This is a genomic window from Streptomyces pinistramenti, assembly GCF_020564935.1.
Classification (GTDB): Bacteria; Actinomycetota; Actinomycetes; order Streptomycetales; family Streptomycetaceae; genus Streptomyces; species Streptomyces pinistramenti.
This window is the reverse complement of the sequence record NZ_JAJCXB010000008.1, coordinates 147,953-162,512: the sequence shown is the minus strand read 5'-3', so window position 1 is coordinate 162,512 and position 14,560 is coordinate 147,953. Positions and strand designations below refer to the sequence as shown.

At 72.9% G+C, this 14,560-nt stretch carries 12 protein-coding genes; 2 read left to right on the top strand and 10 right to left on the bottom strand.

Translation table 11 applies throughout. The features are described from left to right. The first annotated feature begins 218 nt into the window (after positions 1 to 218). Entirely contained in the window at positions 219 to 680 is a 462-nt protein-coding gene (locus LIU39_RS08790) for a cupin domain-containing protein (protein ID WP_227046022.1), read from the top strand. A 235-nt stretch (positions 681 to 915) separates the two neighbouring features. On the opposite strand, the gene LIU39_RS08785 is transcribed toward LIU39_RS08790, so the two are convergent. From LIU39_RS08785 to LIU39_RS08750, 8 genes are all read right to left on the bottom strand, one after another. Next, positions 916 to 1,587, bottom strand: coding sequence for a Type 1 glutamine amidotransferase-like domain-containing protein (locus LIU39_RS08785; RefSeq protein ID WP_227046021.1), 672 nt, complete (start codon positions 1,585 to 1,587; stop codon positions 916 to 918). Positions 1,588 to 1,834: 247 nt separating this feature from the next. Further along, positions 1,835 to 3,004 (bottom strand): acyl-CoA dehydrogenase family protein, encoded by a 1,170-nt coding sequence (locus tag LIU39_RS08780; protein ID WP_227046020.1) that lies wholly within the window; start codon positions 3,002 to 3,004, stop codon positions 1,835 to 1,837. After that, the gene (locus LIU39_RS08775; protein WP_227046019.1) at positions 2,941 to 3,756 is read right to left on the bottom strand and encodes a thioesterase II family protein; all 816 of its coding nucleotides are present in this window, start codon (positions 3,754 to 3,756) and stop codon (positions 2,941 to 2,943) included. The genes LIU39_RS08780 and LIU39_RS08775 overlap by 64 nt, the downstream gene beginning before the upstream one ends. A gap of 1 nt (position 3,757) precedes the next feature. Further along, entirely contained in the window at positions 3,758 to 5,152 is a 1,395-nt protein-coding gene (locus LIU39_RS08770) for an FkbM family methyltransferase (RefSeq protein WP_227046018.1), read from the bottom strand. Next, on the bottom strand, positions 5,149 to 6,363 hold the full coding sequence (locus LIU39_RS08765; protein ID WP_227046017.1) for an alpha/beta fold hydrolase: 1,215 nt from the start codon (positions 6,361 to 6,363) through the stop codon (positions 5,149 to 5,151). Before LIU39_RS08765 ends, LIU39_RS08770 begins: the two co-directional genes overlap by 4 nt. Further along, the gene (locus LIU39_RS08760; RefSeq protein ID WP_227046016.1) at positions 6,356 to 7,303 is read right to left on the bottom strand and encodes a chlorinating enzyme; all 948 of its coding nucleotides are present in this window, start codon (positions 7,301 to 7,303) and stop codon (positions 6,356 to 6,358) included. The genes LIU39_RS08765 and LIU39_RS08760 overlap by 8 nt, the downstream gene beginning before the upstream one ends. Further along, positions 7,300 to 9,081 (bottom strand): amino acid adenylation domain-containing protein, encoded by a 1,782-nt coding sequence (locus tag LIU39_RS08755; RefSeq protein ID WP_227046048.1) that lies wholly within the window; start codon positions 9,079 to 9,081, stop codon positions 7,300 to 7,302. Before LIU39_RS08755 ends, LIU39_RS08760 begins: the two co-directional genes overlap by 4 nt. Before the next feature lie 338 nt (positions 9,082 to 9,419). Next, positions 9,420 to 11,111, bottom strand: a complete 1,692-nt coding sequence (locus LIU39_RS08750) for a hypothetical protein (RefSeq protein WP_227046015.1) — start codon at positions 11,109 to 11,111, stop codon at positions 9,420 to 9,422. Positions 11,112 to 11,502: 391 nt separating this feature from the next. Between LIU39_RS08750 and LIU39_RS08745 the strand changes: the two genes are divergently transcribed. Beyond that, a complete protein-coding gene (locus tag LIU39_RS08745) occupies positions 11,503 to 12,549 on the top strand; it encodes an NAD-dependent epimerase/dehydratase family protein (RefSeq protein ID WP_227046014.1) in 1,047 nt (348 codons plus the stop codon). Positions 12,550 to 12,567: 18 nt separating this feature from the next. On the opposite strand, the gene LIU39_RS08740 is transcribed toward LIU39_RS08745, so the two are convergent. Next, complete coding sequence (locus LIU39_RS08740; RefSeq protein ID WP_227046013.1) at positions 12,568 to 13,680, bottom strand: sensor histidine kinase; 1,113 nt, start codon at positions 13,678 to 13,680, stop codon at positions 12,568 to 12,570. A gap of 4 nt (positions 13,681 to 13,684) precedes the next feature. Continuing rightward, entirely contained in the window at positions 13,685 to 14,509 is an 825-nt protein-coding gene (locus LIU39_RS08735; RefSeq protein ID WP_227046012.1) for a response regulator transcription factor, read from the bottom strand. Between the last annotated feature and the right edge of the window lie 51 nt (positions 14,510 to 14,560).

Here is a 14,560-nt window from a genome sequence, read left to right as displayed (position 1 = left end):
CCGCCCACGGGACAGGAGGTGATCACAAGCCGGGCCACGCCGGTCGCCCGGGGAGCGAGGCTGTCCGTGCCGGATCACGTGGCATCGCAGAATCTTTGTGCGGACTGCCTCGTCGCGGGTGGGCACGCTTTGCCGTAACGGCAACAGGATCCGTCACTTCCGGTTCGAGGGGTACAGCCTGGGTCCGGCACAGGCCATCGAAACCGGGAGGCTGCACGATGACTCACGACGAAGGTGTCGGGACCGCACTGGGTTCTGGTGACAACGCACCGCTGAACAACCGCGTCCACCGCGTTCGATCCGGCGAGTTGGACGGCTACGCCGCCATCAGCGGCGGCACCGTCGGTTCGAAGAAACTCTGGATGGGCCTGGTGGAGAACCCGCCGTTGAGCGCGACGGACAACCACCATCACGGCGATTCGGAGGCGGGGATCTACGTGGTCAGCGGGCACCCCGTGTTCGTCTACCACGACGGCACCCAGGAGGTACGCCTCGCTGCCGGTCCAGGAGACTTCTTCCTCGTTCCCCCGTTCGTCCCGCACCGGGAGGAGAACCCGGACCCGGACGAGCCCGTGGTCGTCGTGATCGCTCGGACCACGCAAGAGCCGATCAAGGTCTCCGTGCCCGAGCTGTACCAGCTCAACGAGACGGACACCCCGGTTCTTCGGCCTTCGTCCTGAGACCACCGGTCAGGCCGCCGGGCGGATCCGACCGCCGGTCATCTCCCGGAGATGCGGCGGCCCATCGCCTTCCGGGCACGACAGGAACACCTGGACATCGTCCAGGCGAGCCCGGCGATTGGCAGGTGGCGGCGTTCACGCAACGTCGCGGCCTCCGTCTTGAGCCGTTCGATCCGGGCGAGATGACGCTGCTGTTCGGGTTGCGGCGGCCGGCGCGCGTGCGGAGGCAGGCTCGTCATTCGGCGTCCGGCGGGATGCGCGACACCTGGCCGCCCGCGGTGAACCGCAGACATGCCCGCTCTCCCAGCGCTCGCGGCACGCCGCTCGCGTCGAGCCGGATTCCGCTGTTCTCCGGAAGCGCCCAGAGAGCGGTTGCCCGCAGTTCGGCTGCCAGGCCGAGCGCACCGGCACGGGCCCCGGCCGAGTCCTGGTAATGGGCCAGGACGCCGGCGCCCCCGAGGAGGTTCAGCCCTTCGTTGCTGCGTGCCGAGTGCTCTTCGGGAGGCGCGGTCGAGATCGTGGCGCCGCAGACGATCGCGCCCGCGCTGCCGCCGCACAACAGGCCGCCTCGCGACACGTGCCGGGCGATCAGGCCGTCCAGGCCGGTGGCGCGCAGCGTGTCCAGGAGCCGGCCGGTGTCTCCGCCGCCGAGGTAGACCGCGCCGAACTCCCACTCCCCGAGGACGGCTTGGGAAGGATCTTCCGGCATGACGATCTCGGTGAACACCGCGCGGTACGCCGCTTCGAACCACACCCTGCACCCCGGCCGGCGCAACGGCGCCATCGCGTACGGGAGATACAGCACCCGGCCCACGCCCGCCGTACGGGCGGCTGTGGCGAAGGCCCGGTCGACCGCCTGGCGGCCGTCACCGCCGCCGTCGAGGAAGATACGCGGAGCGCTGATCATGTCGTGAGCCTCGCACTGTCGGCACCCCGCGGCCGGCGGATTGCGCGCGCAGACCGCGCCGTGCCACCCCGTGAGAACGGTCCCCAACGGCGCCCCCGGGCAAGGGCCACCGAGTTTCCCACGAAGACCATGGGCGACGCCCGGCCGCCGGAGCGGGTTGGCATCAGAGGCTGAGCGGTCGGCCTGCGGGGTTCGGCGTGGGGAGCGTCTGGCCTGGTGTTCGGGCTTTGGGCGTCTGGACGTGGGGCTATGTGGTCCGGGGCCGAATCAGCGCACGGCCGATGATGTCTCGCATCACCTCGCTGGGCCCGGCGGCGATTGTTGCGGCTCGGGCGTCTCGGTAGGCCCGTGCGGCGTCCGAGCCGTCGAGGTAGCCGCGTGCGCCCTGCAGGTGCAGGCTCGCGTCGGCGATCCGGCAGGCCAGTTCGGTGGTGTGGAGCTTGGCCATCGAGCACTCGGTGACCGGCAGTTCGCCCTGCTGGTGGCACCACGCCGCGTGGTGGACGAGCTGCCGTGCCGCTGCCAGTTCGGTCGCCAGATCCGCGAGCCTGTGCAGCGGTGCCTGAAGTCCCCCGAGCGTGCCGCCGAACAGTTCGCGTTCGGACATCGCGCGGCGGGCATCCTCCAGCATCCGTTCCATCCCGCCCAGCGCCAGTACCGATGCGACCAGCCGCTCCAATTGGAGCCCGCGCATCAGGTAGTAGAAGCCGCTGTTGCGGCGGCCGATCAGCCGGTCGGCGGGCACCCGCACCCCGTCGTAGACCACGGTCGCGGTGCCCGCCGCGCGCCATCCCAGCGTCTCCAGCGGCCGGGCGGTGACGCCGGGCAGGCCGGCGTCGATCACCAGCAGCGACAGGCCCGTGGCGCCATGCCGCCCTGCGCTGGTGTCCGGTGCGGTACGCACGGCCACCACGTGGAAATCGGCGGCGGTGCCGTTGCTGACCATGGTCTTGGTGCCGCGGACCACGAAGTGGTCGCCGTCCGGCTCGGCGGTGGCCGCGAGCCGTGACAGGTCGGACCCGGCGCCCGGCTCGGTCAGCGCGAGCGCCGCGATCCGCTCCCCGCGCACGGCGGGCGCCAGATACGTCTCGCGCAGTGATGCGCCGCCGGCCACCGCCAGATAGTGGGTGGCCATGTAGGCGTGCACGGACACCGCCGCCCGGAGCCCGCCGTATCCGGTGCGGCCCAGTTCCTCCAGGAACACCACGGAGGTGAACAGATCGCGCTCCAGGCCGCCCGCCGCACGCGGATGCAGCAGGCCCAGCAGCCCCTGCTCGCCCAGCGTCTTCCACAGCGAGCGGGGCAGCCCGCGCTCCCGCTCCCAGGACTCGGCGAAGGGCACCACCTCCTCCGTCAGGAAGGCGCGGACCTCGGCACGGAACGACTCATGTGCGTCGGTGAAGTACACGGATCGCATGCCGCTGTTCCTCCCTCGGCGAGTTCCTTGCTCAGCAGCCGCAGGAAGGCTCCCGCGCGGTCCCGGGGGAAGTGGTGCCCGCCGGGCAGGTGGTGGGCGCGGATGCCGTGCGGTGCGTGCCGTCGCCACGCGGCCACCGTCGCGGGCGGCGCCATCGGATCGTCGGCGCCGTCGAACGTGGTCAGCGGTACCGGCACCGGGCGCGCCCCGCCCGCCGGCCAGGTCTCCGCCAGCCGCAGATCCGCCCGGAGCATCGGGGTCAGCAGGGCCAGCAGCGCCGGGTTGCGCAGCACCTCCTCCGGCGTCCCGGCCAGGTGCCGCAGGCCCGCGTGGAACGCCGGGTCGGGCAGATCGTGGACGGCGGGCACCTGTAGCGGGATGTCCGGCGCCCGGCAGCCGGCCAGGACCAGCCGCTCGGGCGGCAGCGCCGGTTCCCGTACGGCCAGTTCGTAGCCGAGCATGCCGCCCAGGCTGTGCCCGAACAGCACATACGGCGCGGGGACCGCCTCGGCCAGGGCTTCCGCCAGGTCCGCCACCAGCGGCGGCCACCGGGTGTACGGCGGCTCGGCGGTCCTGTTCTCCCGTCCCGGCAGCCGCACGGCGACCACCTCGACGTCGTCGGGCAGCGCCGCGGGCCAGGTCCGGAACACCGCCGCGCCGCCGCCGGCGTACGGCAGGCACACCAGCCGCAGCCGTGCGCCGGGGCGGGGCAGCGGGCGGTGGAACCAGCGGGCTGCGGGCGGCCCGGCCATCTCAGCGGCCCGACGCCTCGACGGCGGCGGCCAGGCCCGCGAAGGTCCCGTCCGTGAAGATGGCGTCCGGGGCCAGCGCCTCCTCGCCGAGCCGCTCCTCCAGCCGCGCCAGCAGCCGAACCGCCGTCAGGGAGTCGCCGCCCAGATCGAAGAAGTCCGCGTCGGGGCGGTCGGAGCCGGGGCCGAAGATCTCGTTCCACACCTCGGAGAGGACGGCGGTGCGGGGGGTCGCCGGGGCGGGCCCTGGGACGGACACACCCGGTGCGAGGGCCGCGGACACCGTTCCCACGTCCGGGACCAGGGCGAACCGATCCGGTGCCGGGAGATCCGGAGCCTGCCGGGCCAGGTGCTCCCGCAACCGGCGTTCGAGCGCGCGCATCGTGGCCAGGGGCGGGGGAGCCGTGCGGGGCGGTGCGGCGGGCCGGGTGCCCGCCCGTCGTCCGTAGACGTTGTGACAGGGCGTCAGCGCCAGCCGTGGGTCCTGGTCGTGGGTGACGGTGAAGCCTCTGGCGCGCAGGCGCGAGACGATCTCCGCCAGTCGGCCGTCCAGGTCGTGCACCTCCAGCACGATCTGCCGGATCCGGTCCCACAGCGCCTCGTCGATGCCCGCCAGGACGTCGGCCTCCGCCTTTTCCACGTCGATCTTCAGCAGGTCGATACGGGTCAGCCCGGCGTGCGCCACCACCTCGGTCAGCGTGCGGACCGCGCAGTGCCGCCGCTCGGCCGTCATCCGGTCGGCGACGAGCCGGTCGAGCTGGCGCCCCTGCTCGCCGCCCTCGCCGGTCAGCAGATAGCCGCGCAGGACCGGCAGATCCTCGTCCGCGCGGGCGTAACGGCCGGACATCACACTGTTGTTGGGGTAGTAGGTCAGCTCGGTGCCGCCCGCCTCGGCGCCGAGCGCGCAGGTGAGCACCGTGGCATCGACGCCGTACAGCCCGGCGTTGACGGTGGCCGCGGCGGCGAGTTCGGCCACCGGCTCCACGGCGAGCACCCGCACCCGCGGGCTGTGCCGGGCGGCGTGCAGCGTGAACATGCCGATGTTGGCGCCGACATCGACGACCACCGCGTCCTCGGGCAGGGTGATGCCGTGCCGCAGGTAGGCGTTGTCGGTGAAGATCTCCCGGTGCAGGAAGTCGGACTCGGTGCGGTTGACGCCGGCCACCCGCAGCTCGTCCGCGGGCTCGTGCCACTCCAGTCCGGCCGGCAGCCCCGCCGCTTCCACGGTGGCCGCGCGGTGCAGCGGCGCGGCGTGCAGCGGGTCGGGCACCACGTATGCCGTACGGTTCCCGGCCGGGCCGAGTACGGCGGCGTCGGCGACCGCGGTGTGCGCGCGCAGCGCCTGCGCCACCCTGCGGTCGGTCTCGGTCTCTGTCCCGTCATGGGGCGGTGCGGTCATGGGCGGCCCTTCCGGTCGTGGTCGCGGATGAACGCCTCGGCGATGCCCACCAGTTCAGGCCCGGCATCGAACGCGGTGAGGTGGTCGCCGTGCGGCAGCGACCGCAGTGCGCCGTGCGACAGCAGCCGTGCGGCGTGCACCGAGCCGTCCGGGTGCGCGGTGTGGTCCTCGGGGCTGGTGACCACCAGCGTCGGCTGGTGCACGGCGGACAGCAGGGGGCGGCAGTCGGTGGTCATGATCGCCCCGTTCAACAGCCCGTACCGGCGCAGCAGTTCGGGCGAGGCGTACGGGTGGACGAGGTGATGGGCCACATCGGGCCGCAGTTTGTCCAGGCTCCGGGGCCTGCGCATCAGCCGGTACAGCCCCGCCGCCTGCTCAGGCCCCCGCCCGGCCATCGCCAGCAGCGACTCGACGTCCTTCTGGTGCGTGGTCTTGGGCGCGTCACCGCCGAGTTCGAAGTCGCCGTGCCACAGGCTCAGCGAGGTGATCCGGGGGGAGACCGCGGCGGCGGCGAGCGCGAGGGGGGCGCCACCGCACAGGCCCATCACGTGGGCCTTGGCCACGCCGAACCCGTCGAGCACCGCCAGCAGGTCACGGCCCTGCGTCGGCAGGTCGTGGCCGAGCAGCGGCGGCAGCCCCGCCTTGTTGCGCGCCGCGAACAGCGCCCGGCTCTCCCAGGTCAGCACCCGGTACGAGCCGGACAGCGCCCGCAGCCACGGCGCGACCAGGCCCACCGGCATCCCGCAGGCCGGAACGGCGACGATCGCGGGGCGGCCCGGACGTCCGGCGGCGTAGGCGCGCAGCGGCGTGCCGTCGTGGGCGGGCAGTACCACCGGCTCGCCGGGCGGTCCGGCCACCGCGGCGCGCACCGCAGCGGCGAGCGGGCCGTCCGCGGCGCGGGCGAGCGCGGGCGCGTCGAGCGCCAGCCGCCGGCTGATCGCCAGTTCGGCGGCCCACAGCCCGTCGGTGTCCGGCACGGCCTCGACCCTCGGCAGGGCCAACCGCCCGGTGAGCCGGTCCAATACGTCCTGGACGGGGCCGAGCCACCGTTCGCCGCCGGGCAGCGGCGCCACTCGCAGCGGCTCGGGCACCGAGCTGATCAGGGAGCCGGTGTCCATCAGCGCAGCGGCCAGCTCGTGCAGCACGTCGCCGTGCGCGTTTCCAGGTGCGCCGTCGCCACGGTCGGTGGCGGCGCCGTCCTGCTCAGACATCCCGCCGCCGGAACGGATGGTTCCGGGTGGTGTGCGTGGCGATCCTGTTGTGCCCCTCACGGTCCTCACCCGCGACCAGCACGGCGCCGTACCGCTCCAGGCTGACCTGGCCGCCGTACTCCTCGATCGCGTCCGTGTCCGGGTAGACCCGCACGGAGGTGGGCACATACCGGCCCACGAACCCCATCCGCATGTCCCGTGTTCTGCCCTGGTGCGGGTGGGAGGCGTGCATCAGCGTGGACCAGAAGACGATGAACTGGCCCGCGCGCATCTCCATGGAGACGGCCTTGGACTCGTCGGGCTTCCAGTCCGGGTCGATCTGCAGCTCCCGGTAGTCGTACCCGAAGAAGCCGCGCCGGACGCCGCCCTTGTCCACGGCGTTGACCAGGTCGGGGTCGTAGTGCATGCGCTTGGTCTCGTCGTAGAACATCGTGCGGTGGGTGCCGGGGATGAACTGGAGGCAGCCCATCTCGATCGTGGCGTCGGTGAACGCGCACCACACGGTGATGGTGCCGCCGAAGTCCGAGCCGCCGGGCCACAGGATCTGCGGGCTGCCGGAGGCGTTGGCGAAGGTGTCGGCCTGATGCCAGTCGGTGCCCTCGGCCCCCGGGTACTTGGGGAAGAACTCCGAGCGCCAGCACAGCACATCGGGCCCCAGGATGCCGGCGACCCGGTCCACGATCTCCGGGCGGCCGATGTGGTCGGCGAGGAATTCCCGGTCCAGGTGGCGGTCGTAGTTGGCGATGTTGGTGCTGCCGGAGACCGCGGCGTCGTCCTGGTAGACGGCGTCGCTCCGGTCCAGCAGCTGTAGCCGCTCGCGCGCCCAGCTGCGTTTGATCTCGTCCGGCTCGTACAGGGTGAACGGGCCCGCGTAACCGCGCGCGTGGAAGTTTTTCAGCTCCTCGTCGCTGAGGCTGAAACGCGTGGCTTCGGTGGTCATACGTCTCCTTCGGGCTTCCGGACGGCGTCGACGTGCGAGGACAGTGATCCGACGGTGGCGCCGTCGATCAGGACGGTGACGTCCAGATCGGTGCCGAACTCCGCGTTCACCCGCTCGAACATGCGCAGCAGGCTGAGGGAGGTGCCGCCGAGGTCGAAGAAGTCGGCGTCGGGCGTGACGTGTTCGACGTCGAGCACCGCGCGCCAGATGCCAAAGATCCGTGCCGCGGTGGATCCCTCCGGCCCGGCGGGACCGTCGTCGGCCGTGCCGCCGGGGCCGTCCGTCGGGATCGGCCCGGGGGCCGGGAGCGTCGCCCGGTCGACCTTGCCGTTGGCGGTCAGCGGCAGCGCCGCGAGGACGACGCAGGCCGACGGGCGCATGTGCGGCGGCAGCGCGTCCGCGGCCAGTTCGCGGAGTTCGGCCACGAGCGCCGCCGGGCCGTCGCGGTGGTCCGTGGCGCAGGTCACGTACGCCACCAGCCGGACATCGTCCTCGCCGTAGTTGTGCGGACGCACCACCGCCGCATCCACCGCCGGATGGCGGGTCAGCAGTGTCTCGATCTCACCGGGTTCGATCCGGTAGCCCCGCAGCTTGATCTGGTCGTCTACGCGGCCCAGATAGCCGTACTCGCCGTCCGCGAGACGCACCACCCGGTCACCGGTGCGGTACGTGCGCGGCGGTCCTTCGGCGAACCGCTCGGCGGTCAGCGCCGGCCGTCCCAGATAGCCGCGGGCCAGCGAAGGGCCCTCGATGTGCAGCTCGCCTGGTGTCCCGTCGGGCACCGCGCGGCCGGTGGCGTCCCGCAGATGGAAGGTGAGTCCCGGCAGCGGCACCCCGATGGGGCTCGGGCCCCGCCGGTCCAGGTCGGCCCGCAGGATGGGGCGGTAGGAGGCGTGCACCGTCGCCTCCGTGATGCCGTACATGTTGACCACGCGCGGGCCTTCGTCCCCGTAGCGCTCCAGCCACGGCCGCAGCCCGGCCGGGTCCAGGCTCTCGCCGCCGAGCACCACCGTCCGCAGCGCGCTCAGCGGCGCGGCGCCGGCGTCCGCCGCGGCGAGCCGGCGGAACGCCCCGGGAGTCTGGCTGAGGACCGTGACACCTTCGTCCCGCAGCAGCCGGTGGAACGCCGCGGGCGAGCGCGCGGTCTGCGCCGGGACCACGACCAGCCGGCCGCCGTACAGCAGGGCGCCCCAGATCTCCCACACGGAGAAGTCGAAGGCGGCGGAGTGGAACAGCGTCCACACGTCGTGCTCGGTGAACCCGAACCACGGCCGGGTGGCCGTGAAGAGGCGGACGACACTGTGGTGCTCGATCTGGACGCCCTTGGGCTCGCCGGTGGAGCCTGAGGTGTGGATGACGTACGCCGGGTCGGTGGCGCGGACCTGCGGCAGGTCCGGCCGTGGCCCACCCGGCGGCCGCTCGCGGTCCGTGGCCACGGTGCGGACGTTCAGACCGCCGAGGGCGGCACGGAGGTCCGCCGAGGCGACGACCACGGCGCACTGCGCGTCGGAGAGCGCCCAGCGGACCCGCTGAGCCGGATATCCGGGGTCGAGCGGCAGATAGGCGGCGCCCGCCTTCAGAATTCCCAGGAGGCCGGTGAGTAAATCGGTGCCGCGGTGGGTGTAGAGCCCCACCACGGTTCCGCTTTTCACTCCGGAATCCAGGAGTTCACCGGCCAGTCGGTCGGATTTCTCGTGCAATTGCCGATAAGTCAGCGAGCCGTCTTCCGCGGTCACCGCGGTGCGCTGTGGATATTGCGCGGCAACGGCCTCGAACAGGCCAGGTATGCAGGATTCCGGCGGCCATGGTGGCCGTGCGCTTTCTGTGCTTTCCTGGAATGGATCTTCTTCGGGGATTTCCCTGGGGTTGTTCAGGTCGCTGGATATGCTCACGCGTCACCCCTCGCCCGGCAATCGACTTCGAGCACAGTGGCAGCTGCTTTATCAGGCGTCAACCCCAGGGGTGTTACCGGACAAGGCACGGAAAGGCCGGAAAGCGCTTTCCCTGATATCACGGGAGTCCCGGAAATCTCAGACGCCACATCGTCACCCCGGCCGGACCGCCCGAGAGCGCACCGTCCCCCTGTGGAGGAGGGCGGTGCGGGAGTCGGAAGGACTCAGGCGCCGCAGGGCGCGGACGCGTGGCGCAGGGAGTTCCGCAGCAGCCCCGCCGCGTGCAACTGCTGCTCCAGGGCCAGGACGTCCTCCGCGGCCTGCCGCGGGCACGGCCCCGCGACCCCGACCATGCCCCAGCATCCCGGCACGGAGGTGATCACCCTGGTCCACCGGTCCGGAGCGTCGTCCTCGGCGGCGGCTTTCAGTCGCCGGAGGTCGATGCCGGGGCAGGGGCGGACCACCTTGGTGGCGGCGTAGACGCGACGGTCGCCGCCGAGGGCCCGGCGGGCCTCGCCCAGGAAGGCGCGGACGTACTCCGCGCCGTTGGAGGACAGGTTCAGATCCTGCATCCCGACCACCGGGGCGGCGCCGAACCGGCCGCCCACCCGCGCGATGGCGAAGTCCACGCCGCCCTTGACGAAGCCCAGGCTCCGCCCGTCGCCCTCGCAGGCGTCCAGCAGGCCCGCCATCCCCTCCCGCACGGTCCTGAACCGGTCCGGGCTGATGCCGAACCGCCCGCAGGTGTCCTCATCGATGTAGACGCTGCCCTCCCAGACGCTGCCCCGGGTGATCTGGACCGTGCCGCCCTCGGCCAGCCGGCCCGCCACCACGTGCGTGGAAGGCGCCAGGATGAACTCGTAGCCGGTGACCTGGTGGCGCAGATAGTCGGTGTGTGCTTCCAGGACGTAGTCCTCCTCGGTCTCCATGGCCTGCCGGGCCAGCGCGTCGAGCGCGTCGGGGTCGTCCAGCGGTACGGCCGTCCTGATGCGGCTGCCGGTGAGGGCCTCGGCGGGCTTGAAGCAGCCCAGCGGCAGCCCGTAGCGCTCGCGCAGCAGCCGGGCGGCGGCCCGCACCCGCCGCGTCATGGAAACCGGATCGGCGCCCGCGCGGGTGATCGAGTAGCCGGGCAGCCGGGGCAGCAGCACTCCGAATTCCTGGGTGAACGGAGTCAGCCGGGCCTCGGCCGCGAGGGTGTCGTACGGGTCGGCGGCGGCCGGTCCCGGCAGGTCCGCGGCGGCCTCGACGGTGGGGTACAGCGTGGTCTTGCGGTTCCAGCGCTCGGCGACCTCCTGGCCGTTGGCGTCCACCAGCAGCCGCTCCAGGCCCGCGGTGCGCTTCAGCCACAGCAGCAGTACGCGGGCCTCGGGGTCGATGGCGAAGAGCCGGACGACGGTGTGCGGGGCCCGGCGGAGCTGCCGCAGCAGCCGGGCCAGCGGCGTGGCGGGGGCGTCCGGCGGTGACTGCGCGGCCAGGGTCAGCAGCGCGTGCGTGAGGTAGTAGTAGCGCAGCTCGGGCACCTCCACCGGCTCGGCGGTGCTGCCCGCGACGGCCTGCCGCCACGGTTCCGTGCGGCCCACCACGAGGTCACCGGGCGCGGCCAGATAGACCGCGCGGGCCTCGTTGTAGGTGGCGAAGTCGTCCGGCGCCCGGCCCTGGGCGATGTGCGCGAGATCCGCCTCGTAGCACTTCTTGAGCGTGGTGGCGGAACCGAGGAGGACCGCCGGGGCCGCGCCTCTGGCGACCGGGTGCGGCACGAGTTCCTTCCGGGCCGCGGCCTCGACACCCGCGAGATCGAGCCCGAGCAACTGCGAGGCGAGGGCGTCGAGTTCCTCGTGGGAGAGCACCAGGGGGCCGGTGCAGAAGCCCTCCCAGGCGAGCTGGCGGTCTGCGTGCGTGACGGTCTGGGTCTGCAACACGTTTCTCCCGGTGGGATGCGAACCGAACGTGGCGCGCGCCGCATGGGGCGCGTGGCGTGGCGCGCGTGATGTTAGCGACCGTGCCCTGCGGTGGGCGGACATAAGCCCCAGGGGTGGTGTCGCGGTATGCGGAGGCTGATCGTCCGCGGGGCTGCGTCTGTTTTCGAGTGGAGCCGGTCGGCTCACAGAACACAAAATAGGCCCCTTGCTCCTGCTTTCGACAGAACCGCAGATCCGACCGCTTCCCCGGCCGGGCCCGTGGTGCCGTCCGCCGGGTCGACGCGGGCCGCCGGGCCCCGCGCGACGGCGCGGCAGAAGTTCTTACGGACCGGTGACATGGCCGGACGGACACCGGGTGCGGGCTCGTGCCGGGCTTAGCGTGGCGCGCATGCGCGTACTGGTCACCGGCGGAGCCGGATTCATCGGGTCACAGATCGTCGAAGTCCTCGGGCGGCAGGAGCACGAGGTGGTGGTGCTCGACGCACTGCTGCCCTCGGCCCACGCACAGCCGCCACGACCGCCCGGCGGTCAGAGCTGGATCGTTGCCGACGTCCGGTCGCCGGAAGCGGTACGGGCCGCGCTGCGCGGGGTGGACGTGGTCTGCCACCAGGCGGCGATGGTGGGGCTCGGGAAGGACTTCGCCGACGCTCCCGAGTACGTCGGCTGCAACGACCTGGGCACCGCGGTACTGCTCGCCGGAATGGCCGAGGCCGGCGTGCGGCATCTGGTGCTCGCCGGATCGATGGTCGTGTACGGGGAGGGGCGCTACGCGTGCTCCCGGCACGGGGCGGTGCGGCCGGGGCCGCGGGCCGTCGCCGATCTCGACGCCGGGCGGTTCGAACCCCGCTGTCCTTCCTGCGGAGCCGAGTTGAAGCCCGGTCTCGTGGGCGAGGACGCGCCCGTCGACCCGCGCAATGTGTACGCCGCGACCAAGCTGACGCAGGAGCATCTGGCCGCCGCGTGGGCGCGCGCGACCGGCGGCCGGGCGGTGTCCTTGCGCTACCACAACGTGTACGGGCCCGGGATGCCGCGCGACACGCCTTACGCCGGAGTGGCCTCGTTCTTCCGGTCGGCCCTGGAGCGCGGCGAGGCGCCACGCGTCTTCGAAGACGGCCGTCAGCGGCGTGACTTCGTGCACGTACGGGATGTCGCAGCCGCCAATGCGGTGGCGCTGGAGGCGGTGCGGGACGGGGCCGCGGGGGCGTTCTCCGCATACAACACGGGCAGCGGGGAGCCGCACACCGTCGGGGAGATGGCGACGGAGCTGGCCGGTGCGTTCGGCGGGCCCCGGCCGGTGGTGACCGGCGAGTACCGGCTGGGCGACGTACGGCATGTCACCGCGGATTCGGGACGGCTGCGGGCGGAGCTGGGCTGGAAGGCCGAGGTGGGTTTCGCGGAGGGCATGGCGGAGTTCGCGAAGGCGGACCTGCGCTGAGCGCGGCCGGGGTTCCGGTCAGGCGGACACGGCCGGCAGGGTGACCTCGAAGCAGCAGCCGCCCGCCACGTTCCGTACCGCTGCCCTGCCCTGGTGCGCCTCGACGATGCCGCGCACGATGGCCAGGCCGAGGCCCGCACCGGCCGGCGGCGTGCGGGCGTGGCTGCCACGCCAGCCGGTGTCGAAGACGCGGGACAGGTCCTCGTCGGGGATGCCTCCGCAGCCGTCCGTCACGGACAGGACGACGCCGTCCGGGGAGCGCTTGGCGGCCACGGCGACGGTGCCGTCGGCCGGGGTGCGGCGGATCGCGTTGATCAGGAGGTTGCCCAGGACGCGGCTCATCTCCTTGCTGTCGACCTCCACGGGCACGGAGTCCACGGCGTCACCGACCAGCCGGACTCCGTGCTCGCGGGCGAGCGGGTCGGCGCCGGCGAGCGCGTCGCCGACCAGGTCGTACACGGAGATCCGCGACGGGGCCAGGGCGAGGGCGCCCGCGTGGATGCGGGAGAGCTCGAACAGGTCGCCGACCATGGAGTTGAGACGTTCGACCTCGGTGCGGATCCGCCGCAGATAGCGGTCGGGATCGGCGGCCACGCCGTCCTCAAGGGCCTCGGACATGGCGCGCAGTCCGGCCAGCGGGGTGCGCAGGTCGTGCGAGATCCAGGCGACCAGCTCACGTCGCGAGGTCTCCAAGGCGCGCTCGCGTTCCCGCGACGCGGCCAGCTTGGCACTGGTGGACTGCAACTCGGCTGTCAGCGCGGCGAGTTCGGCGCTCACCCGCTCGGGCGGCGCGGCGAAGCTGCCGCCGTCGCCGAAGGAGCGCGCCGCCTCGGTCAGCGCCCTGCTGCGGGCGGCCACCCAGCGGCCGAGCAGCACCGCGGTGGCGAGCGAGACCACCGCGGCCATCGCGACCACGATGGTGACCACCTTCAGGTCGTGCGGGGACAGGAACATCTCCCAGGCCACGGAGAGGGTTCCGGCCAGCATCGCGGTGACGGCGACGGCGGCGACGACGGTCAGGGTCACCACGAGTGAGCGGTGCCGCAGCAGCCGCAGCGCCAGGGCGCCGATCAGGCCGGCGGTCCCGGCGCCGAGGAAGGCGAAGAGCGCGATGAGGAGGGTGGCCTGCACGGGATCAGCCTTCGGTTCGGGGCGGTTCGGGGCTGCCGGGCGGGACGGGCGGGTCCTGGTGCTGCGCGCCGGGGGAGGCGCCCGGAGCGTCCGGTACGTCGAGGCGGTATCCCAGGCCCCATACCGTCCGGATCAGGCGGGGGTGTGCCGGATCGTCCTCGACCTTGCCGCGCAGCCTGCGGATGTGGACCGTGACGGTCGACAGGTCGCCGAACTCCCAGCCCCACACCTCACGCATCAGTTCCTCGCGGGCGAACGCCCGGCCCGGGTGCCGCAGGAGGAACGCGAGGAGGTCGAACTCGCGGATGGTCAGGGCGAGTGCGGCCGTACCTTTCGTCGCGCGGCGGGCGGCTTCGTCGAGTGCGAGGCCGGCCATGCGCAGTGGCGCGGCGGGCAGGCCGGGGGCGGCCGCCCGGCTGCGGCGCAGCACCGATTCGACGCGCAGGACCAGTTCCCGCGGGCTGAACGGTTTGGTCACGTAGTCGTCGGCCCCGATCTCCAGGCCCAGGATGCGGTCGTCCTCGTCGCCGCGGGCGGTGAGCATGACGACCGGCACCGGGCCCTTGGCGCGCAGCGTGCGGCAGACCTCCAGGCCGTCCATGCCGGGCAGCATCAGATCCAGGACGACGAGGTCGGGCCAGTGCGCGGCGGCTCGTTCCAGCGCCGTGGGGCCGTCGCCTGCGCGGTCGACGTCGTACCCGGCGCGGTCGAGGTAGCCCGTGACGACCTCGGCGACCGTGGGGTCGTCGTCCACGACGAGCACCCGGAGAGCGCCGTCCGGGGTACTGCGGCCGACGCCAGGTGCTCGCTTCTGGAGTGGTGTCTGCATGGAGCCAGCCTCGCACCGCCCGCGCACGGCCGTCCCGCCGAGCTTCTGCTC

Bases quoted from the DNA above. Each gene is read 5' to 3' on its own strand.
- LIU39_RS08790 (WP_227046022.1), top strand. From the start codon at position 219: ATGACTCACGACGAAGGTGTCGGGACCGCACTGGGTTCTGGTGACAAC.
- LIU39_RS08785 (WP_227046021.1), bottom strand. From the start codon at position 1,587: ATGATCAGCGCTCCGCGTATCTTCCTCGACGGCGGCGGTGACGGCCGC.
- LIU39_RS08780 (WP_227046020.1), bottom strand. From the start codon at position 3,004: ATGCGATCCGTGTACTTCACCGACGCACATGAGTCGTTCCGTGCCGAG.
- LIU39_RS08775 (WP_227046019.1), bottom strand. From the start codon at position 3,756: ATGGCCGGGCCGCCCGCAGCCCGCTGGTTCCACCGCCCGCTGCCCCGC.
- LIU39_RS08770 (WP_227046018.1), bottom strand. From the start codon at position 5,152: ATGACCGCACCGCCCCATGACGGGACAGAGACCGAGACCGACCGCAGG.
- LIU39_RS08765 (WP_227046017.1), bottom strand. From the start codon at position 6,363: ATGTCTGAGCAGGACGGCGCCGCCACCGACCGTGGCGACGGCGCACCT.
- LIU39_RS08760 (WP_227046016.1), bottom strand. From the start codon at position 7,303: ATGACCACCGAAGCCACGCGTTTCAGCCTCAGCGACGAGGAGCTGAAA.
- LIU39_RS08745 (WP_227046014.1), top strand. From the start codon at position 11,503: ATGCGCGTACTGGTCACCGGCGGAGCCGGATTCATCGGGTCACAGATC.
- LIU39_RS08735 (WP_227046012.1), bottom strand. From the start codon at position 14,509: ATGCAGACACCACTCCAGAAGCGAGCACCTGGCGTCGGCCGCAGTACC.